Here is a 19,628-nt window from a genome sequence, read left to right as displayed (position 1 = left end):
TTGCAAGGACTGCGCCATAGACCATCCAGGGAAAATGCCAGGGCCACACAATGTGAGTTTTAATTGCACACAAAAAAATATTGTGTGATTCTGATTGCCAGAGTTTGTCTGGTGGCGAGTGCGCCAAGGTGTCACCGGACAGTGTCCGGATTCTGTCCCCAGGAGTTTCCCAATGAGTTTTCAGCAGTCTCCTCAAGCCCCATGCGCGCCGAAACCCGGCGCGCTGGCGGGCGAGCGGCATGCCACGATGCACGCGCTCTCCGGCGACGGCTGCGACATGCAAGGACGCAAGTGATGCCGGAGATTGCCATCATCGGAGCGGGATTCATCGGCCTCGCGAGCGCTGCGGCGCTGATGCGCGACGGCCATCGAGTCACGCTGTTCGATCCGGCCGGCGTGGGGCAGGGCGCGTCCTTCGGCAACGCGGGAACCTTCGCGCACTATGCGTGCATTCCGGTCAACAACCCGTCCGTGTTTCGCGATTTGCCGCGCTTTCTGCTATCGAACGAGAGCCCGTTCAGACTGCGTTGGGGCTACCTGCCGCATCTCGCCCCGTGGCTTGCGCGTTTCATGATGAGCTCGCTGCCGCGGCGTTATGAGGCGAGCGCCACGGCACTCGCGGCGTTGCTCGATCGCGCGCACGACGGCTATGCGCCGCTGCTGGCAGACGCGGAACTGGCGCGTTTCGTCCGGCCCCGCGAATGCCTCTATCTGTATTCGAATTCGGCTTCGTTCGATGCCGCGCGTCCTGCACTCGATCTGCGCCGCCTGTTAGGCGTTGCCTTCGACGTGCTGGGCGGCAACGACATCCGTGCGCTCGAACCGTCGCTTGCGCCGATCTTCGAGCGCGGTGTGTTGTTCAGTAACAGTTGGCATTTCTCTAATCCGCAAGGCTTTCTGCAGACGCTTTATCTACAGCTTGCCGACCAGGGCCTGACACTGCAGCGCTCGACTGTCGACGCAGTGCAGCCTGCAACTGACGGCGCGAGTGTGACGATTGAAGGCGCCACGCGCCGCTTCAGTCACGTCGTGATCGCCACCGGTGCGCGCTCCGCCCAATTCGCCAAACAATGCGGTGACCCAGTTCCGCTCGACACGGAGCGCGGCTATCACGTCCGCTTTCCAGGCGCGCAACAACTGGTTTCGCGACCAGTCGGCTGGGCCGAGCGCGGCTTCTACATGACGCCGATGAGCGACGGCCTGCGCGTCGCCGGCACGGTCGAACTGGCGGGTTTTGGCGACACGCGCAACCGCTCACTGATCGATCTGCTCACGTTTTCTTCGAAGCGCGCGTTACCCGCGCTCGATACACCGGATAGCAGCTGGCTCGGGTTCCGTCCGACGTTGCCGGATGGCGTGCCGGTGCTTGGACGCTCGCGCGCGAGCGAACGGGTGATCTACGCATTCGGCCACCAGCATCTCGGACTGACGTTAGCCGGGGTGAGCGGACGCATCGTCGCCGATCTGATTGCGCAGCGTGCGCCGCCACTCGATCTCGCGCCTTACTCGGCAACGCGTTTCTGATTTTCATTGAGTTTTTGACCGCACCGATTTTTTTGTTTCACGACTAGCACCGCAGGACAGATTCGACGCGTCGCGCATCGGATCGGCCAACCTACACATCGCGCGACGTTACATCTCGCAAGGAGCGCATCATGAATCGCCGCAATTGGCTGTTGAGTGCCACAGTTTGCGCACTCGTCACATATCTACCGTCTGCGTGGGCGGCCGATCCTGAAGTCGTCAAGATCGGTTTCGTCGGACCGTTGACCGGGCCGGTCGCGCGAGTCGGTAAAGACTTGCAGTACGGCGCGCAACTCGCGCTCGATGAAGAGAACGCTAAGCATCCAATGATTGGCGGAAAGCCGGTCAAGTTCGAGCTCGACGTGCAGGACGATCAGGCGGACCCGCGCGTGGCGATTCAGGTCGCGCAGAAACTGGTCGACGACGGCGTGGTCGGCGTGATCGGTCACTACAACTCGGGGTGCAGCATTCCGGCTTCGACGGTCTATCACCAGGCGAACGTTGCGATGATCACGCCGGGCTCGACCAATCCGCAACTCACCAAGCAAGGCTACAAGAACGTGTTCCGCACCATGGGGCACGACGGCATTGGCGGTGTCGTGGCGGGGCATTTCGTGGTGGAGCAGATGAAGGCGAAGCGTATCGGCATCATCGATGACCGTACGGCATTCGGGCAAGGGCTCGCCGATGCGTTCGAAAAAGGTGCAAAGGAAGCGAACGGCAATATCGTCGATCGTGAGTTCACGAATGACAAGGCAGTGGATTTTCGCGCCATTCTGACGACGCTCAAGAGCAAGAACGTCGATCTGATTTTCTTCGGTGGCCTGGATGAACAGGGCGCGATGCTGGTCAAGCAGATGCGTTCGCTCGGCATGCAGGCGCAACTGTTCGGCGCGGGCGCGCTGAAGAGCAATGCATTCCTGCAGATTGCCGGCACGGCGGGTGACGGCACGCAGGATCTCGAGCCTGGTCCCGCGCTCGACAAGCTGCCTGCCGCGCAGGAGTTCGGCAAGCGCTACAAGGCGCGCTTCAATCAGGATGTCGAACTGTACGCACCGTTTGCCTACGACGCCGCGCTCGCCGTGATCAAGGCGATTCACGGCGCCGACTCGCTCGATCGCGCGAAGATCGTCGACAGCCTGTCGAAAGTGAAAGTTACCGGTGTGACAGGCAACATCACCTTCGACCCCTATGGCGATCTGATCAAGCCGCCGTACACGCTGTTTCAGGTCCAACAAGGACAATGGAAGAGCATCAAGACGGTGGGCGGCAGCGGCGCCTAGTTCTTCGCGGGAAGTTGCGGATGATTCTGCGTTTATGAGGGCGGGAAAAATCCGTGATACCGGGAATTGCCGGCAGCGGTGGGCTCAGCGAGGTGACCGGTGGCGCCCACCGACAGAAGCGTTTCCAGGGTTCCCGCCCGATTCGACACAAACGTCCATTGCGCGGCTGCGTCTTGCGATTCCGGCGCCGCGCGAACATGGCGCAGGGCAGTCAACAGCGCTTCGCTATCCGGCGAAATCATGACAAAGCCTTCGTTCGCGAGCGCGGCATGGTTCAGTCCCAATTCGAGGCATGCCTGCATGCGCAGCGGCGCCTCGAGCTGATTCGCACGACGCGACTGCTCGACCCGTTCGACGGTCGCAGCATCGACAAGGATTCCGTGCCTTTGCAGCGGCGTCTTCTGCCACGCATCTGAAGGACACGCCTTGTTTTCCGGTGTCAGCACGACGAAAGGATTGATTTCAGCGGGATAGATCCGGCATACCAGCGGTCTTTCTTCGTAGATGCCGCAACGCATGTCGGCGCCCAGGTTGGGACAGGCTCCATCGAACGCCGCGGCGAGAACGATCGAGATTCGGACCGGCAGGCTTCCGCTCATTGCAGGCGAAGAACGCGCCCGTTTGTACTCGGCTTGTGCATTGCCCGGCTCGGGCTCGACGGGCCACGGTATGGCCTCGCAGATGAGTTCCATGTGGCCGCCGCGCTCCAGCCAGGCGATAGCCTCGGCAATGGTCAGCGCCAGGCGCAAATCGTGACAGCATTTGCCGCACGCAGTGCATTCGAAATTGATATCGTTCACGCTAAATCCCTCGCCGCAAAAGTCTACGCGTGCTTTAGTCGAGGCAGAGTAAAAATTCTGACTGCGAATCCGATAAATTTTTGCTGTGAACTCGGCGCGCTGCCCAAGGTCTCCGCCTGGCGGTGGATTGCGTCTGTATGCCTGATCTCTTTTCGTTCATGCGGCGCATGGCGTCTCCGGCCAGCCGAGGCACAATAGAAACAGATCGTCGTCCGATGGCCTACAGTCGGATGGCATGTTCATTTCTAGAAGCTTTCGATGCGAGGCCGACAGCATGACTGCATCCATCACGCTGGTCCTGTTCGATATGGAGGGTGTTCTGTCCCACTACGATCGTTCGGCGCGGGTCGATCGTCTCGCGGCAATTTCCGGGCAGACGCCGGAGGCTGTTCGGGACGCGATCTGGGGATCCGGGCTCGAAGCTCGTGCCGACGCTGGGCAGATCAGCGACGACGACTATCTGGCCGCGCTCGGCGAACTGCTGAGCTATCCCGTCAGCCGGGAAGACTGGCTGAGCGCGCGCCACGCATCGATCACGCCGAATAAAGAAGTGCTCGCGCTCGCCGAACGCGTCGCCGAATATCACCGGATCGCCGTGCTCACCAACAACTGCCGTCTGCTCACCGACCACATCGGCTTTCTCAATCCACCCGTCGCGCAACTGTTCGGGGTTCACGTGTATGCGTCCGCCGCGTTCGGCGCAGCGAAGCCAGCCGCTCAAACCTATCTTCGCTGTGTGGAGCAACTGGGTGTTCCTGCGGCCGAAACGCTCTTCATCGACGATACGGATGCCAACGTAGCCGGCGCACGCCACGCCGGTCTGCAGGGATATCGGTTTGTCAGTGCAGAAGCGTTGTCGGCGGAGTTGGAGCGTTGCGGATTGATCGAGCCAACGTGATGTGACCGTGGCGCGGGCGCGATGCGAGATACGCGATTAAGCGCGCGGCTAACCGTTGAGGTCCGGATTATTCTGCGCGAGTTCGTGAATCCACTCGCTGAATACCCGCACGCACATGCTCAGCCGACGGTGCGGATACAGCAAGGAAAGCGGCAAGGACGGACATTGGTAGGCGCTAAAGAGTTCGCGCAATGCGCCGGCTTCAATCGCCTTGGCGACCATGAAACGCGGAACCTGAATGACCCCCAAACCTGCGGTCGCGGACATGACATACACCAGCCCCTCGTTGACCGCGATGATGCCGTTCACCGTTTTTCTGATTCGCGTTCCATCCACTTCAAACTCGAATGGATAGATGCGTCCGGTGCGCGCGGAAAAATAATTAACGGCACGATGACGGTCGAGGTCGTCGGGGGTGGTGGGTTCGCCCATTTGATCGAGATACGCCGGCGCCGCGCAGATGGTCGTGCGGACGCTGCCGATCGGTCGCGCGACGAGGTTCGAGTCGTCGAGAACACCGATCCGTATCACGCAATCGACACCTTCCTGAATGAGGTCGACGTTGCGATCGGCCAACCCCAGCTTCACGGTGATGTCGGGGTAGCGCGCATTGAAATCAGGCATGACAGGCAGCAGCACGTTGGCGGCGAACGTGGCCGACGTGTCGACGCGAATTGTGCCGCGTGGGCTGAGGCGTTTGTTCGATAACGCGGACTCCGCGTCGGAGACTTCGGCCAGAATGCGCGAGCAGTACTCGTAGTAGAGCGCGCCGTCCTCCGTAACCTGCACGCTGCGCGTGGTGCGATTCAGCAGGCGCACCCCCAGATGGCTCTCCAGATTCTGCACGAGGGTCGACACCGACGCGCGCGGCATCTCCAGCGAATCAGCCGCCTTCGAGAAGCTCGATGCATCGACGACGCGCTTGAACACTGCCATGCCTTGAAGAATGTCCATACCGGCTTGCCCCCTCGAATGTGGCCGACCCGCAGTCTAGAACGGACTGGTGATGGGCCGCAAACGGGAGTGCGTGCGCCGTGGCTCGCTCACAAAAAATCTTGACACTGTTCGTTCACTGCCTATAGTTCACCATATGGCAAAGTCTCCAGTCAGTCAACTCGATCGTACGTTTTCCGCCCTTGTGGACCCCACACGCCGGGCCATCCTCGCTCGCCTCGAGCGGGAGCCCGGCCTGTCGATTACGGAGATCGCGCGGCCGCTGCCGCTCAAGCTTCCGGCGGTCATGAAGCACCTCGACGTGCTGAGCGACGCGGGTCTGGTGGCGCGTAGCAAGAACGGGCGGACCGTTTCGGTCGATCTGGTTCCAGGCCCGATGGAGGAGGCGATGGCATGGTTGAGGCGCTATGAGCGCTTCTGGTCCGCGAGCCTCGACCGGCTTGCCGATTTTGTGGAGGGACACGAGGAATGACCCAGGAAAAGCCGAGCCTGACTATCGTGCGGCGCATCAAAGCCCCGCCAGCCCGAGTTTATGCAGCGTGGACGAGACCCGAACTGATGGCGCGCTGGTGGGGACCTGACGCGGGGCCGGTGCTCAGCGCCGAAGCCGATGCGCGCGTGGGCGGCCACTTTCGCGTGGTGTTCCAGACACTGGACGGCAAAACGCACGACTGCCGCGGCGGATACCTGGAAGTCGAAACGGATCGCAAGCTCGTCTTCACGTGGGAGTGGGTCACCGCGCCCGAGCAACGATCGCTCGTCACCATCAGGCTGCGCCCCATTGAAGACGGCACCGAGCTCACTCTCACGCATGCGCAGTTCTTCGACGAGTTCGAACGCGACGCTCATCAGAACGGCTGGAGCCCCGCACTGGACAAGCTCGACGCATTGGTGGCTCAACTGGACTGAAGATACGACCATGTGCTGCGCAATCGTTGCACTCGCCATGACCTTGCTCGCCAGCTGGCGTAGCGTGTCGGGTACGTTGATCGGTCGTGCCGGCCGTCTGCGCCGAATCGCGATCGTGTTGATTGCGGTCGGCGCCGCCGCCGGCTCCGCGTTGGCGGCCGATCAATTCGCCGATGTCCGCGGCAGACAGTCGTCGTTCTATGCGCGCCTGAGTGCGATGCCGATTTGCGGTCACTTCATTCGCTAATGGTTTATTTTCTCTCGTGAACTCAACAGCTAGTTAATTTTAAAAACATTGGCTGTCGCCACGTCTAATAGCACACTCCGCACTGCAATAAAATAAAGTTTCTCGTAGAAATGTGCGCGTATCCCGCCTTTAGAGGATTAACTCTGCCGATTACCACATCCATTCGATCTGCATACGCCGCGCACTCATTTCGGAAAGATTGTGAAAGGAAGTTGACACGAGAACGTTTGCCAATCTAGGCTACGCACTGTCGCTAAAAACTGACCCGGTTCCTGTCCACCTGCTCGGAGACGCAGGTAAGCCGCCGCTTTGTCCGTCAGTCAGGCGATCGTATGAAACTGCAGAAAGACGGCTTACGTCGTCTTTTTGAAAGCATTGTAATAATCAGGAAGCGTAATTCTAAAATCAGCCACAAGTGCTGAGGCAGTAACACGTCCATATATTCTCGCTAGCAATCCGGCGCTAGTGCGGGAGACCTTTTGTGCTGAAAAAACAGAGAAACACAGCTTAAGCACTCATCGCACTTTCTTTATGCCGATTTTGTCAGTCGAGGATTAACTATGCGTATAAATTTCCGATTGCAGATACAGTGCCTGGCCTTAGCCGGAATAATGGTCCTGGCGGGCTGCGGCGGTTCAGACAGCTCGTCGACGCTCTCGAGCAAGTCCGCCCAGACGCCTGCCGCCGCCTCCGAGGTGGCACTTGCGCCGCCCACTGCGCCGATCGTTGCGGACGCATCGATCAACAAGAGCGTACCGCCGGTCGAATTGCCCGATACGGTCACCCCGATCAACTACAAGCTGTGGTTCCGGCCGAACCCGGCGCTCTCTTCATTCGACGGCCGCGCGGATGTCCAGATCAAGGTGCTGAAGGCCGTCAACGCGATCACGATTGCCGGGCACCGCGTCAAGTTCACGAACGGCACCATCACGCTGCAGCCAGGCAACATCCAGCTGATCGCCACGCCGCAGGATGACGGCGATTTCTATCAGCTTCGGCCAGTGAGCGGACAGATTGCCGCCGGCAACTACTCGCTGCACATGGAGTGGAGCGGCATCATCAACTTCAAGACCTACGACGATCCGGTCGCCAAGACCGGTGGCAGTTGCGGCGACGATCCCTATCCGGGTTGCTCCGCGGCGGAGGGCGTGTTCCGCGTCGACCTGAAGTCGACCGATGGCACGACGAGCGGCGCGATTCTCACGCAAGGCGAGTCGAACCTCGCGCGCCAATGGTTCCCGGGTTGGGACGAACCGGCTTTCCGGCCCACCTACGAGGTGAGTGCGGAAGTCCCGCAGAACTGGAACGTCGTCTCGAACGCGGCGGAAAAGCCGGCTGTGAATGTGGACAGCGGCTACAAGCTGGTGTCGTTCGAAAAGACGCCGCCGATGCCTTCGTATCTGCTTTTCTTCGGTGGCGGCCAGTTCGACATTCTCGAAGACGACTTCTCGAGCCCGCTGCCTGATCACAAGGGTCTGCATTTGCGCATCTTCACGCCACCCGGCATGCGCGATTGGGCGAAACCGGCCATGCAGCAGACCAAGCAGGCACTCGATTACTACTATCGCTACACCGGCATTCCGTTGCCGCTCACCAAGTTCGACACGATCGCCGCTAACGACGCGTTCAAGGAGCAGAAGGATCTGAACTTCGGCGGGATGGAGAACTGGGGCGCGATTCTCGAATTCGCCGACGACATTCTGCCGGCGCCCGGCACCACGATGTCCGATTACGGGGTAACGGTTTTGACGCACGAAGCCGCGCACCAATGGTTCGGCGATCTGGTCACGCTCGACTGGTGGGACGACGTGTGGCTGAACGAATCGTTCGCGACGTTCTTCGAGAACAAGACCAAGGTGCGTTTCTTCCCGGACCGCTTCAGCTGGGTCGACGACGTGAAGAACAAGTATGCGGTGATCAACGCCGATCTGAAATCCACTGCGTTCCCGGTGCAGCCGAACTTCAACGGTTGGGCCTCGAACGACTTCGTGCTGAGCGCAAGCGCCTTTACGTACGACAAGGGCGGCCATGTGCTGAAGATGCTGGAGAATTATCTGGGCGAGGACGTGTTGCGCAAAGGGCTGCAGTCGTATCTGGCCGACTATGCGCTCGGCAACGGCACGCCGAAGCGCTTGTGGGACGAACTGGCCAAGGCGAGCGGCGAGCCAATGGTCGCGATCGGCGACAGTTTCGTACGGCAAACCGGGGTGCCTTTGCTGTCGCTCGACACCCAGTGCGATCTGACGACCAATCAGACCGTGGTCACGCTCAAGCAGCAGCCATTCCCGAACCAGAATCAGTATCCCGGCACGCAATGGACCATTCCGTTGACGCTCGCCTACGGTGACGGACTGACATCGCGCAAGACGGTTGCGATGAAGGACACGCAAATGCAGGTGCGCCTGAACGGCTGTTCCGCGGTGCTCGCGGATCCGAGCGGTCTCGACTACTACGTGACGAACTACAGCAACAACGCGTGGAGTCAGTTGCTGGCGCAGGGGAACGCGCTGAAGGATCCGGTTTTGCTGACCAGCCTGCAACTCGAAGCCAAGCTGCTGGTGAAGAACGGTCTGGCGGATCCGTCGCGGGCAACCAGTATCGGCTCGCTTAGCCCGACGGCTACGCCGCTTGCGCGTCAGTTGCTGATGACCGCGCCGACGACCCAGTCGCTGCGTCCGACGATCCGCTATCAAGGCAAGTTCAAGCTGAAGCCGCAATCGCAGCAAGGGCAATAAGCAAGGAAAGCCCGTAGCTTTACGGGCCGTAGTAAAGGGCAGGGCCGAGGCCCGCATCCTCACACGATGCGGGCCTCGGCACGTCTGCAGCATCGGGCGAGCGCCGCCTTTTCAACCATGCACTGACATCTGCATCCGCATAGATGAGTGGGCGAATGCCGGTGTCGCTCAGGCCGAACTCGGGCGGCGCTCCAGCCAATTCCGCAACAGACCCGCTAAAAGCGCGCTGACGATCACGGCGAGGTAAAGCGAGACGAGACTGTGGCGCCACGTATCGAGTGCAAGCTGGTGCATCACCAGTTTCGAATCAGGCGCGGGGAGAACCACATGCATTGCCACGACGGCTTGCTTCATCCGCAGAAAGCCGACGGCGGATAGCAATGGCAAACCAACGAGCAGGGCCAGCAGGGCGGGCCTCGCGCGTTGCATCGCCGGATAGTGACGCAATCGGAACCACACGCCCAGGCAGCCATGGATCCAGCCTGGCGCGAGCAGCGCAAGTTGCAGACCCTGCGTGCCGCTCGTGATCAGCGATATCACGATCCGCTCGTAGTTAGGCTCGAAGCCATACAGCGACGTCGCGAGGCGCGTTGCTACGGCATGCCGGATGAGCAGCAATGGCAGGCTGAGTCCTGCCCACAACCGGATCCATTCAGCGGGTGGAAGCACCCAGTGACGACGTCCGTAAATCGTGCGCACGGCTAACGCGAAATGGACGAGAGCCGCGCCGTACAGCAGGATCGTGCCGGGCACGCTATGCCAGATCCACAGGGCGAACGTCAGTCCGCGCCCGGCAAGGTCGAGCGACCAGATTCCGAGCGCGTGATTGACCAGGTGCAAAAACAGATAAATGAGCAGCATCACGCCCGATCCGAGTTGCAGGCGGCGCAGAACGGGCCACAATTCCGGTCGCACATTATTCTCCTTTCAGTTTGTATGCTCGGAAGCGGCATGGGAGGCCGCACTCGAATCGCGTCGGGCATGCGGGCGAGCCGGCCTTCTCAAGCTCCTTACGCTCCTCACGCTCTGCGAGTGAGGCGCGACGGCGCGTGTCTGATGTCCGCTCTGTTGAACAACGCCCTGACGCACCGCTTCGGCAAATCGCTGCAATGCGGATAGCGAACCGCACACGCTCTGGTATTCCTCGCGGCCAATCCTGCCCTCGAGGGTGACTGCCATGCCCGAGGCACGGGCCATGTCGATGATGTCCATGATAGCGACTCCTTTCAGGTTCTCTCACCTGCATGACCGCCGCCGCGGCGCGGCTATTCCCACGCTTACCCTGGCATGCGCCATATCAGCCTGCGCGGTTGGATTGGCAGTCCAGCACTATTTTTTCTGTCCCGGGAATAAAACCGGCGGCACGCCAGTCTTCCAGATGAACCGAGTCGTGTGGCCCGCCGGATGATCCCGCGGTTTGCCTGCGAGTCCTTATCGTGAGGTCAACATGTCGTCACATCATTCATCCGATCCTGCCTTTAACCCTTCACGCCGTGGCGCCCTGAAATGTCTCGCTTTCGGCGGCGTAGGTACAGTGTTCGTTCTTGCCGGCGGCATTCTTACGCCGGTGGAGCTGGCTCTCGCGGCCGACGCGAAATCGTCCGCGACGTCCATGGGCGTCCCGCTTTTCCTCCAGATCAGCGATTCGCATATCGGCTTCAATAAAGAAGCCAACCCGGACGTCGCGGGCACGCTCAAACAGACGATCGACTACGTCAATGCCATGCCGGTCAAGCCCGCGCTGACCATCCACACGGGCGACATCACCCATCTTTCCAAGCCGGCTGAGTTCGATCTCGCGGCGCAGTTGATGTCCGGTCTGAATATCACCGAACTCCACACCGTGCCCGGCGAGCATGACGTGACGGACGGCCCCGGAACCGAATACTTCAGCCGCTTCGGCAAGGCTTCGGACAACAAAGGCTATTACAGCTTCGATCACAACGGCGTGCACTTCGTGGCACTCGTCAACGTGATGCATTTCAAGCCTAACGGCCTGGGTGGTCTCGGCGACGAGCAACTCGCCTGGCTCGAAAACGACCTGAAGGGCCGCTCGTCCAGCACGCCGATCGTCGTTTTTGCCCACATGCCGATGTGGACGATCTACGAACCGTGGGGTTGGGGCACAGGCGATGCCGGTCAGGCCATGAGCTATCTGAAGCGCTTCGGCTCGGTGACCGTGCTCAACGGCCATATTCACCAGATCGTGTCGAAGGTGGAAGGCAATATCACTTTCCACACGGCCCGCTCGACAGCCTATCCGCAGCCGACCGCCGGCAACGGTCCCGGCCCCGGTCCGCTCACAGTAGCGAGCGATGAGCTCCCGAAGATGCTCGGCGTGACCAGCATCAAGATCGTGCGTCATCCGCTCAAGGCGACGCTTGCCGATACGACACTTGTTTGATTTCAGAATTTTTTCTTTCGCAGGAGATCAGTTATGCAAACTAAAACTATTTGTCGCACGTTTTTCGTGTTGCTCGGGAGTTCGACGCTGATCGCCGCGTCGGCCGGACTTTCCGTTGCGCGGGCAGAAACGCCGAACGCCGTGGTCATCAAGAATTTCATGTTCTCGCCGATGGCAATCACGGTCAAAGCCGGCTCGACGGTGACGTGGAAAAATCTCGACGGCGAGCCGCATACGGTCGTGAACGACGCGGGCATGTTCCGTTCCGCCGCGCTCGATCAGAACGACACGTTCCAGTTCAAGTTCGACAAGCCGGGCGTCTACAAGGTGTTTTGCGGCATTCACCCGAACATGAAAGAAACGATCACCGTGCAATAGGTGACGGATCGGGTGTGGGGCGTCCTGCGCTCCACCGGGCATGCATGGCGTTTTAAGCGGTCGCTACCGATTGGCACGTTCCAGATAGGCGTGTTTATTGCGTGACGCAGAACTGCCGTGCGTGCCCCCATCGCTGCCTCCAGTCCCCACGCGGAGGCGGCCTGCAAGCGCTCGCGGCCCAGCCCGTGGATACGCGTGGCGTTGAATCTTTTACCTGTCTCATCGACGCAAAGCGGACTCGCAAAGCTCGCGTTTAAAGCGCAGCATTGCTGTGTTGTCGCTACCCGGCGAGCGGGAAAAATTCTTCCAACAACAACGCCAGATCGACCCCGCCGAATCGTATGAACAATGTCTGCCAACGGGTCAGACATGTGAGGATTCCGGAGAGTATTGCGATGCTCAACGATACCGAATTTTCAAAATCTGCCGTAGAGAGTCCGGATGCCGGCTTCGATTCTGGCGCTGAGCCGCCAGTCGCGGCGCCGCCTGTGCGATTCGGACGTCTTGCGCTGTGTGTTGCGACGGCAAGCGCGCTGGCTTTGGGCGTAGTGGGTACGGTCGCTTACGGTGTCTGGTTCAACCACGATCAACAAGCGTATGCCGAGGCGATGGCGCACGCGCGGCAGGCGCTCGGCACGGCTGCGTCAGCGGCTGCAGCACCAGCGTTGGTGAAATCGATTGTGACGCCACGACCGGCAACTTTCGCGGCAGCGCCGCGATCGGCAGCGGGTGGTATGCCGGCGCCCGCAGTTAAACCGGTGACAACGGGCACGCGGGCAACAGCAGTTGCGTCGGCGACCACGAGCACGCAGGCAACGGTAGATCCGCCGGCAACAGCACAAACGCAGGCAGCAACGGCAGCGTCGGACGGCGAAGAGGGCGGAAAACTGGCCTCCTGGTCCGGTCCAGTCACGCGACTCCCGGCGCCGACGGTTAGCGAAACCGTCGTGGCCGATGTAAAACCCGCCCCGACCGCGTCGTCCGCCCCTGCTGCGGCGCCGTCCAATCCTGCGCCTCAGCAGTTGGCGTCCGGCCGGCCCGGCAGGGATGCGCGTCTCGCGCAGCAGGATCGTCGCGCTACTTCGGCGGCAAATGCCAGGCACAAAGGCAGTCTTTTTGCCCGGATGGGTTCGTTCTTTCGTCGCGTAAGTTACCGCCAGCATGACACCGGAAACCGGCAAGACATCTATTCCCATCCCTGAGCGGACGCGTCCCCCCCGCGCCGCTCGCAGAGGCGCGCTCGCGATCCGCTTCAGGCCGGGCCCGGCTGCGATCGCCGCCGCCGCGCTGGTTTGTCTGCTGATCGGCCTTCTGTATCTGGCGCTGCAAATCCGGACGATCTTTTCCGATCAGTTGAAGCAGGAATATGCGGGGCTCGTTCTCGAAGCGGTCGATCGGGCGGAAGGCGCCCGGAATCTGGTCGGCGTCTGGCAACAGTTGCCCGACGCCACGGAAGCCAAGGCCGCCGGGTATCGGCAGGCACGAACCGAACTCGCCCATCGTCTCGCGTCGCTCGCGGCGCTGGTAAACGAGAGTCCGTCGGCGGCGCCGCGTCTGCCGCCAGCTTCGCTCACAGCAGATGCCGATCTGCGCGACACGGACGCCGTGCTCGGTGCCGTGTCGGCCTGGTGGCGGGCACAGCGCGATGCCGATAGCGCCGACGTGCGCGTGAGGATTGCCCACGTTGCGCGCACGCTGATCGCGTCGGCGGCATTGCTGTTCTGTATGCTGATCACCGCGCTGGGGATGTACGCCAAACGGAATCGTTTGCTGGCAGGGCAGTCGCACGAATTTGAATGGGCGGCGCTGCACGATGCGATGACCGGCTTGCCGAACCGGCGCAAGCTGTTTGCCACGCTCGAAGCGGCGGCGACGAAATTGTCCGCGCGCGCCGCGCCTTCCAAAATTGCCGTGCTGTATATCGATCTGGATGGATTCAAGCAGGTCAACGACTCGCTCGGTCACCGTGTCGGCGATGAATTTCTGATCGCGGTTTCGAAACGCTTTCGTGAGTCGGTGCGTAAAGTCGATGTCGTCGCCCGGATCGGCGGCGATGAATTCGCCGTCCTGGTTCGCGAATTTTCGACGAATGCAGAGCTCGGCGAAATCGCCCGGCGGCTGATTGCCTGCGTGGTTCAGACGGACCTGGCGATGGGGGTCGGGATGGTTCGCGCCAGCATCGGTATCGCCAGTTTTCCGGATTCCGTCGACGATTACCATCGCCTTGTAGCCGCGGCCGACGAGGCGATGTACCGGGTCAAGCGCAATGGCAAGAACAGTTATGCGTTCGCGGATCAAGCGAACTGACTGGCGTCTTTACGGCGTTTGCGTTTCCGGCGTTTCCGGCGTTTCAGGTATCTCAGGCACCGCCGGTTTCACCTTGGCCTTGCGGCGCAAAGCGTCATTGATAACCTGATGGCGCCGGTAGTCGGTCATGTTTTTCCACTCGCGAATCTCGTCACGGGTGCGCAGGCATCCGATGCAGAAGCCCGTTTTTCCGTCGATTTTGCAAATGTCGATGCAGGGTGATTGAATTGCCATCTTCAGGCGATCTGTTCCGTTGGGTTGACTTCGACGGTGACGTGCGAGAGTCCGTTAAAGCGTTTCAGCAACGCATGATAGAAACGCGAGTCATGGCGCGTTTCCTGGGTCGCGACGGATATTACCGCACTCATATGACCAGGCCCCACGCGCCACACGTGCAAGTCGAGCACCTTGTCGCCGTTGTCTTCGATCGCGTGGCGCACGTTCTCCGTCATGCGTTGGTCGGGGTTGATATCGAGCAGGATCGCACCCGTGTCGCGCATCAACCCGTATGACCAGTTTGCGATCACCAGCGCGCCGATGATGCCGGCGAGCGGGTCCATCCAGAGCCAGCCGAATTCACGTGCGAGAACGAGGCCGATGATGGCCAGTACCGACACCGCGGCATCCGCGATCACGTGAATGTAGGCCGAGCGGATGTTGTGGTCCCGCTGGGCCGCGCTTTCGGCATCGTGATGGGCTGTGTGAGCGTGGTTGCCACGATTGTCATGAGCGTGACCCTCCGCGTGATCGTGATCCTCATGCCCATGGGCGTGATGTCCGTGCCCATGCCCATGGCTGTGCCCGTGATGATCGCCACGCAGCAGCCACACGCTGGCCAGATTCACCAGCAGCCCGGCCACGGCAATCGGAATCGCTTCACCGAAATGAATGGGTACCGGCGAGAGAAAGCGCGACACAGCTTCATAACCGATCAGCAGCGCAATCATGGCCAGCGCAATAGCGCTTGTGAATCCCGCGAGGTCGCCCAGCTTGCCGGTGCCGAATACAAAGCGTGAGTCGCTCGCATGCTTGCGCGCGTACGTATAAGCGAGCGCGGCGATCAGCATCGCCCCCGCGTGCGTCGACATGTGCAGGCCATCCGCCACGAGCGCCAGCGAACCGAACAGGCTGCCGCCGACGATTTCCGCAACCATCATCACGGCACACAAAGCGATCACCGCCCATGTTCTGCGTTCGTTCTTTTCATGGGCTGCGCCCAGAAAAATGTGATCGTGTCCCGCGCCGAAGGCAGCGTTTCTAAAGTCACTCATGTCCTGCTCCGGTTTACTTGAAATAGCTGTGAACGACTTCGATGAGTTGTTCGGTGGCGCTGCCAGCAGGGTCTTCGTCAGTATGCGCATCCACCAGGTGGTTTCTGATGTGGTCCTCGAGCACGACCGCCAACAGACCATTCATCGCGCCGCGGCAACTGGTGATCTGCTGAAGGACATCGGCGCAGCCGCGTTCGTCTTCGAGCGCGCGTTCAATGGCCTCGATCTGCCCCTTGATGCGGCGAACGCGGTTGAGAAGCTTCTGTTTTTCCCGAATCGTGTGGCCCATGAATGCTCTCGAAAAATACCATAGGGGGGTATATATTATCAGATCGAGCGGAGGCGATTCAGTTCGTCTGCTTCTGGGCCGCGAACTCACGCGCCGATCCGTTTCGTGTTAAAAAATCGGGGCTTGCCGATGCGGGATGAAAAACGCATCGGCACGGCCGAAGTCGTTCCGAAGTCATCCGCAGCGGAAGGGTTAATGTCCAGACATTCGTTGATGCGCGCCATTGAGCGCGTAAGCCGGCCTGAGTGGATTGTTGTTGTGCTGACGGCAACACTGACGGCCTGCGCGCCGCTGCCGCCGGCTGCAAATCAAGCCTCGGATCAAACCGCGCATCAAGCCCCCGCAGCGGGCACGGCGCGCGCAGCCGACGGGCCGCTGCCCGTCCCGCCGAACCTGATCGCGCTGACACAGCCGGCTGGCCAGAAGCGCTTGATGGACGCTGCCCACAACCAGTCGTACTGGCCGCTGTCGCAGTACTTCGAAACGCAGCGCAACGAAGCCTACTGTTCGGTCGCAACTTCGGTGATGGCGCTCAATGCATTGGGCATTCGCCGTCCCGAGTCGACGCTGTACCCGGATTTCCCATACTTCTCGCAAGAGGATTTTTTTCGCAGCGTCGATCCGCAGGTGGCCAGCGCCGCGCGAGTATCGAGGGAGGGTATGACGCTCGACCAGCTCAGCACGGCCCTAAGCGCGTTTCCTGTCGAGGTGAGGAAATTCCATGCCGGCGACCTGACGCTCGGTCAGTTTCGCGATCTGATTCGTGACACGACGGGTCACAGCGACCGCTTTGCCTTATTGAACTTCAGGCGGGTGGAGATAGGCGAAGCAGGGGGCGGTCACTGGTCACCCCTCGCCGCCTACGACGCGGCGAGCGACAGCGCGCTGCTTCTGGACGTAGCGCGCTACAAGTATCCGGCAGTCTGGGTACCGGTTACGCAACTGTACGCAGGGGCGCAAGCGGTCGACAACGTGAGCGGACTGTCACGCGGCATCGTGATCGTCGGCACGCGAGCGAACTCGAACTAACTGACGTTTTTCATAGCTACGCGGTCACGCTAACCGACGACGAGCGAAAATTAGTTGCACGCGCATCAATCATCCTGATTGCGCCATTCCGTAAGCCCCTCCCGCGCATTCAATTCGATGAACGAGGGCAGCGCTCGCAGCCCGCGGATATAGCGGGCGAGATGCGGCCAGCCGAGAGCGGGGCGCGGCATGTTGCGTGTCCAGCGCATCACGACAACCGCGAGGAAATCGACCGTGCTGAGCTTGCCGCCGACCAGATAGTCACGTCCATCGGCGAGATCGGCGTTGAGCTGGTCACAGGCTTCTTCGATGCGGCGCCGCGCGAGTGCTTGAACTGCTTCGGCGCCGGCAGGCTCGCCGTCGACGTCGGCGTAAAACCAGTCGCGCATGGCGGGCAGCAGCGTGTTAGCCAGATAGATCATCCGTTCCAGCCACGCGGCACGGTCTGCGGAACCCGGCGCCGGCGCGAGGGCGGCTTCCGGATGCCGCTCGGCCAGCAGCATCAGCAATGCGGCTGACTCGTGGCGCGGCGTTCCGTCGACTACCAGCGTGGGAACGCGGCCTGCGGGATTCAGCCGCAGATAGTCAGGATTTCGCTGATTGCCGGCATCGATATCGACAAGCTGGACGTCGAACGGGATGCCCATTTCAATCAACATCCAGTGAACGGCCATGCTTGCCGCGCCCGGCGAGTAGTAAAGACGATAGTCCATTCATTCGCTCCGCATACTCATTCGATTCGGTCGACTTCAATTCGGGCGAAGTCTAGCGCGATTCGTGAAAAAAAGGGGCTGGCGCGCAAAGCGACCAGCCCCTTCAACTGCCATGCAAAAGATACGAAGAAAACCTCAATGCACCGGCGCGTGAGTCTGCTCGACCGAGCGCGGCTGCGTCATAGCGCTCACCAGGGCAAAAACAATCACGTTCACGGCCAATGCCAGGAAGCCGATATTGATGTCCTTCAGGGCGTCAGGCAAAAACGGCATCAATTGCCCGATACTCAGATGCATGGTCGTCGTCACCGTGACGACCGCAACGCCCGCAAGAATCCCGCAAAACGCGCCGTACTTGGTCGCGCGGTTGTGCGGCAGCAAACTGCAGATCACCGCCGGAAACAGCTGGGTCACGAAGCTGTAGCCCATCAGCAGCAACGCCACGATCGTCTCACCGCCATGCAGCGTAAAGCCTACCGCCACCAGCGCCACCACCGGCACCAGGATGCGTGCGAGGTTGGCCACCGTCGCGTCCGAGGCATTGCGGCTCACCATGCCGCGATACACGTCGTTGGCGAGCAGCGTGGACGCCGACGTCAGGATCATCGAACCCGGCACCAGCGCCGTCAGAATCCCGGCCGCACCGATCACGCCGACGAACCATGGATCGAAAGTCTGCAAGGACAAACGGAACAATGAGAGGTCGATGTCGCCGCCCTTCAGGCCCGGTACCTTCAGCGTCGCCGCAAAGCCCACGAAGAATACGAACAGCAGAATCAACTGATACAGCGGCAGCACCATCGCGTTGCGCCGGAAAATACGCTCGTCCTTCGCCGTGAAAATCGACCCGAACGTGTGCGGCCACATGAAGAAGCCCAGCGCGGTCAGGAGCACGGTCGACTGGAACCAGGTCACGCTCGAGCCCTTGGCCGGGAAGGTCAGGAAGCCCGGGCGCGCCGCGTCGATGGCGTGGAACATCTCGCCGAAGCCACCGTAGTAGTGCAGCGGCAGATAAATCCCGAGGAAGAGCACGATCGCCAGAATCAGCAGATCCTTCACCACCGAATTCCACGCGGAACCGCGCACGCCGGAGACGATCACGTAAGCCGTCACCACCGCGGCGCCGATCCAGATGGCCGCCGTCGACGAAATCGCGCCATACGAGGCCGTTGCCACAATGATGCCGAGTCCCTTGAGTTGCAGCACGAGGTACGGAATCAGCGCGGCCACACCAACCAGGGCAACGAGGGTGCCGAGCGCCGGGCTGTCGTACTTGCGCGTGAAGAAGTGCGGCTGCGAGACGAGATGGTGATTCTTCGCATAGCGCCAGATGGGCGGCAGCATCCAGTACGAGAGGATGTACGCGAGCGTGCCGTAGGCAAGAATGTAGTAGACCGGCGCGCCCTTGCCATAAGCAAAACCACTGCCGCCGAGGAAGGTGAAGGTGGTGTAGATCTCGCCCGCCATCAGCAGGAACACGAACGCGGTGCCGAAGCTGCGGCCGCCCACGGTCCACTGTTCGAGACTCATGTCGTGGCCGCGCCGCGCGCGCACGCCCAGGTACAGCGCAAACAGCGTAATGGCCGCAATGATGACGAGTGCGCTCATGATCGGACCTCCTCGGCATCCGTGGCAAGCTGCCGGTTGCTCGGGTCCAGACGGTAGATGATCGCCATGATGATTGAACTCAGCACCACCCACATGACGATCCAGGCCAGCACGAACGGCATACCGAGCACCAGCGGCTCGACACGATTCACAAACGGGACGCCGAGCAGAATGCCGATGAACGGCAGCGCAGCGAGTACACGAAGCAACATAGGGGCGACTCCTCGAACCGGTAAGTACGTCTCGTTGAAAGTGCGGCTTCGCTGGGGACTGTATGCC

General features: G+C 60.9%; 23 protein-coding genes. 13 read left to right on the top strand and 10 right to left on the bottom strand.

Annotated elements, in window-relative coordinates:
* The first annotated feature begins 172 nt into the window (after positions 1-172).
* The 3 genes from M0D68_RS30275 (at position 173) to M0D68_RS30265 (ending at position 2,807) form a co-directional block, all read left to right on the top strand.
* Positions 173-295: a hypothetical protein gene (locus tag M0D68_RS30275; protein WP_266210777.1), complete on the top strand. Its 123-nt coding sequence runs from the start codon at positions 173-175 to the stop codon at positions 293-295.
* Positions 295-1,524, top strand: coding sequence for an FAD-binding oxidoreductase (locus M0D68_RS30270; protein WP_211707135.1), 1,230 nt, complete (start codon positions 295-297; stop codon positions 1,522-1,524). The genes M0D68_RS30275 and M0D68_RS30270 overlap by 1 nt, the downstream gene beginning before the upstream one ends.
* Before the next feature lie 131 nt (positions 1,525-1,655).
* Positions 1,656-2,807 (top strand): branched-chain amino acid ABC transporter substrate-binding protein, encoded by a 1,152-nt coding sequence (locus M0D68_RS30265; protein WP_211707134.1) that lies wholly within the window; start codon positions 1,656-1,658, stop codon positions 2,805-2,807.
* A 32-nt stretch (positions 2,808-2,839) separates the two neighbouring features.
* Here M0D68_RS30265 and M0D68_RS30260 read toward each other — a convergent pair whose 3' ends face one another.
* Positions 2,840-3,607, bottom strand: coding sequence for a YkgJ family cysteine cluster protein (locus M0D68_RS30260; protein WP_211707133.1), 768 nt, complete (start codon positions 3,605-3,607; stop codon positions 2,840-2,842).
* Positions 3,608-3,881: 274 nt separating this feature from the next.
* Here M0D68_RS30260 and M0D68_RS30255 point away from each other — a divergent pair, with 274 nt between their 5' ends.
* Positions 3,882-4,505 (top strand): HAD family phosphatase, encoded by a 624-nt coding sequence (locus M0D68_RS30255; RefSeq protein ID WP_200651832.1) that lies wholly within the window; start codon positions 3,882-3,884, stop codon positions 4,503-4,505.
* Between the two features lie 48 nt (positions 4,506-4,553).
* On the opposite strand, the gene M0D68_RS30250 is transcribed toward M0D68_RS30255, so the two are convergent.
* Positions 4,554-5,459: a LysR family transcriptional regulator gene (locus M0D68_RS30250; RefSeq protein ID WP_211707132.1), complete on the bottom strand. Its 906-nt coding sequence runs from the start codon at positions 5,457-5,459 to the stop codon at positions 4,554-4,556.
* Between the two features lie 136 nt (positions 5,460-5,595).
* Between M0D68_RS30250 and M0D68_RS30245 the strand changes: the two genes are divergently transcribed.
* The 4 genes from M0D68_RS30245 (at position 5,596) to M0D68_RS30230 (ending at position 9,350) form a co-directional block, all read left to right on the top strand.
* Complete coding sequence (locus M0D68_RS30245; protein ID WP_093644291.1) at positions 5,596-5,931, top strand: helix-turn-helix transcriptional regulator; 336 nt, start codon at positions 5,596-5,598, stop codon at positions 5,929-5,931.
* Positions 5,928-6,368 carry an SRPBCC domain-containing protein gene (locus M0D68_RS30240; RefSeq protein ID WP_211707131.1) on the top strand — a complete coding sequence of 147 codons (441 nt, stop codon included), beginning with the start codon at positions 5,928-5,930 and terminating at the stop codon, positions 6,366-6,368. The genes M0D68_RS30245 and M0D68_RS30240 overlap by 4 nt, the downstream gene beginning before the upstream one ends.
* 10 nt (positions 6,369-6,378) lie before the next feature.
* Positions 6,379-6,615 (top strand): hypothetical protein, encoded by a 237-nt coding sequence (locus tag M0D68_RS30235; protein WP_211707130.1) that lies wholly within the window; start codon positions 6,379-6,381, stop codon positions 6,613-6,615.
* Positions 6,616-7,175: 560 nt separating this feature from the next.
* Entirely contained in the window at positions 7,176-9,350 is a 2,175-nt protein-coding gene (locus tag M0D68_RS30230; RefSeq protein ID WP_266210776.1) for a M1 family metallopeptidase, read from the top strand.
* A 168-nt stretch (positions 9,351-9,518) separates the two neighbouring features.
* Here M0D68_RS30230 and M0D68_RS30225 read toward each other — a convergent pair whose 3' ends face one another.
* Both M0D68_RS30225 and M0D68_RS30220 read right to left on the bottom strand, forming a co-directional pair.
* Positions 9,519-10,211 carry a hypothetical protein gene (locus tag M0D68_RS30225; protein WP_054035479.1) on the bottom strand — a complete coding sequence of 231 codons (693 nt, stop codon included), beginning with the start codon at positions 10,209-10,211 and terminating at the stop codon, positions 9,519-9,521.
* A gap of 66 nt (positions 10,212-10,277) precedes the next feature.
* Positions 10,278-10,562 carry a hypothetical protein gene (locus tag M0D68_RS30220; protein ID WP_211707144.1) on the bottom strand — a complete coding sequence of 95 codons (285 nt, stop codon included), beginning with the start codon at positions 10,560-10,562 and terminating at the stop codon, positions 10,278-10,280.
* A gap of 235 nt (positions 10,563-10,797) precedes the next feature.
* Here M0D68_RS30220 and M0D68_RS30215 point away from each other — a divergent pair, with 235 nt between their 5' ends.
* The 4 genes from M0D68_RS30215 to M0D68_RS30200 all read left to right on the top strand — a co-directional run bounded on the left by M0D68_RS30215 (position 10,798) and on the right by M0D68_RS30200 (position 14,439).
* On the top strand, positions 10,798-11,754 hold the full coding sequence (locus M0D68_RS30215; protein ID WP_093644281.1) for a metallophosphoesterase: 957 nt from the start codon (positions 10,798-10,800) through the stop codon (positions 11,752-11,754).
* Between the two features lie 33 nt (positions 11,755-11,787).
* A complete protein-coding gene (locus tag M0D68_RS30210; RefSeq protein WP_093644279.1) occupies positions 11,788-12,132 on the top strand; it encodes a cupredoxin domain-containing protein in 345 nt (114 codons plus the stop codon).
* Positions 12,133-12,527: 395 nt separating this feature from the next.
* The gene (locus M0D68_RS30205; RefSeq protein ID WP_211707128.1) at positions 12,528-13,334 is read left to right on the top strand and encodes a hypothetical protein; all 807 of its coding nucleotides are present in this window, start codon (positions 12,528-12,530) and stop codon (positions 13,332-13,334) included.
* Positions 13,294-14,439, top strand: coding sequence for a GGDEF domain-containing protein (locus M0D68_RS30200; protein WP_211700880.1), 1,146 nt, complete (start codon positions 13,294-13,296; stop codon positions 14,437-14,439). The genes M0D68_RS30205 and M0D68_RS30200 overlap by 41 nt, the downstream gene beginning before the upstream one ends.
* A gap of 9 nt (positions 14,440-14,448) precedes the next feature.
* Here M0D68_RS30200 and M0D68_RS30195 read toward each other — a convergent pair whose 3' ends face one another.
* From M0D68_RS30195 to M0D68_RS30185, 3 genes are read right to left on the bottom strand one after another with little or no spacing between them, the layout of a single operon-like run.
* Positions 14,449-14,673, bottom strand: coding sequence for a DUF1289 domain-containing protein (locus M0D68_RS30195; RefSeq protein WP_200618861.1), 225 nt, complete (start codon positions 14,671-14,673; stop codon positions 14,449-14,451).
* Positions 14,674-14,675: 2 nt separating this feature from the next.
* Positions 14,676-15,710, bottom strand: coding sequence for a CDF family Co(II)/Ni(II) efflux transporter DmeF (dmeF, locus tag M0D68_RS30190; protein ID WP_211707127.1), 1,035 nt, complete (start codon positions 15,708-15,710; stop codon positions 14,676-14,678).
* A 13-nt stretch (positions 15,711-15,723) separates the two neighbouring features.
* Entirely contained in the window at positions 15,724-15,999 is a 276-nt protein-coding gene (locus M0D68_RS30185; RefSeq protein ID WP_054035422.1) for a metal/formaldehyde-sensitive transcriptional repressor, read from the bottom strand.
* A 195-nt stretch (positions 16,000-16,194) separates the two neighbouring features.
* On the opposite strand from M0D68_RS30185, the gene M0D68_RS30180 reads away from it, so the two are divergent.
* The gene (locus M0D68_RS30180; protein ID WP_211707126.1) at positions 16,195-17,028 is read left to right on the top strand and encodes a phytochelatin synthase family protein; all 834 of its coding nucleotides are present in this window, start codon (positions 16,195-16,197) and stop codon (positions 17,026-17,028) included.
* 65 nt (positions 17,029-17,093) lie between these two features.
* On the opposite strand, the gene M0D68_RS30175 is transcribed toward M0D68_RS30180, so the two are convergent.
* The 3 genes from M0D68_RS30175 to M0D68_RS30165 form a co-directional block, all read right to left on the bottom strand.
* Positions 17,094-17,741, bottom strand: coding sequence for a glutathione S-transferase family protein (locus M0D68_RS30175; protein WP_211707125.1), 648 nt, complete (start codon positions 17,739-17,741; stop codon positions 17,094-17,096).
* Positions 17,742-17,876: 135 nt separating this feature from the next.
* Complete coding sequence (locus tag M0D68_RS30170) at positions 17,877-19,349, bottom strand: sodium:solute symporter (protein ID WP_200618865.1); 1,473 nt, start codon at positions 19,347-19,349, stop codon at positions 17,877-17,879.
* A complete protein-coding gene (locus M0D68_RS30165; protein WP_154560458.1) occupies positions 19,346-19,561 on the bottom strand; it encodes a DUF3311 domain-containing protein in 216 nt (71 codons plus the stop codon). The genes M0D68_RS30170 and M0D68_RS30165 overlap by 4 nt, the downstream gene beginning before the upstream one ends.
* Positions 19,562-19,628: the final 67 nt, after the last annotated feature.

Origin of the sequence: Paraburkholderia sp. SEWSISQ10-3 4 (genome assembly GCF_030464785.1) — a bacterium.
GTDB lineage: Bacteria > Pseudomonadota > Gammaproteobacteria > Burkholderiales > Burkholderiaceae > Paraburkholderia > Paraburkholderia aspalathi.
This window is presented reverse-complemented; position numbering and strand designations above follow the sequence as displayed.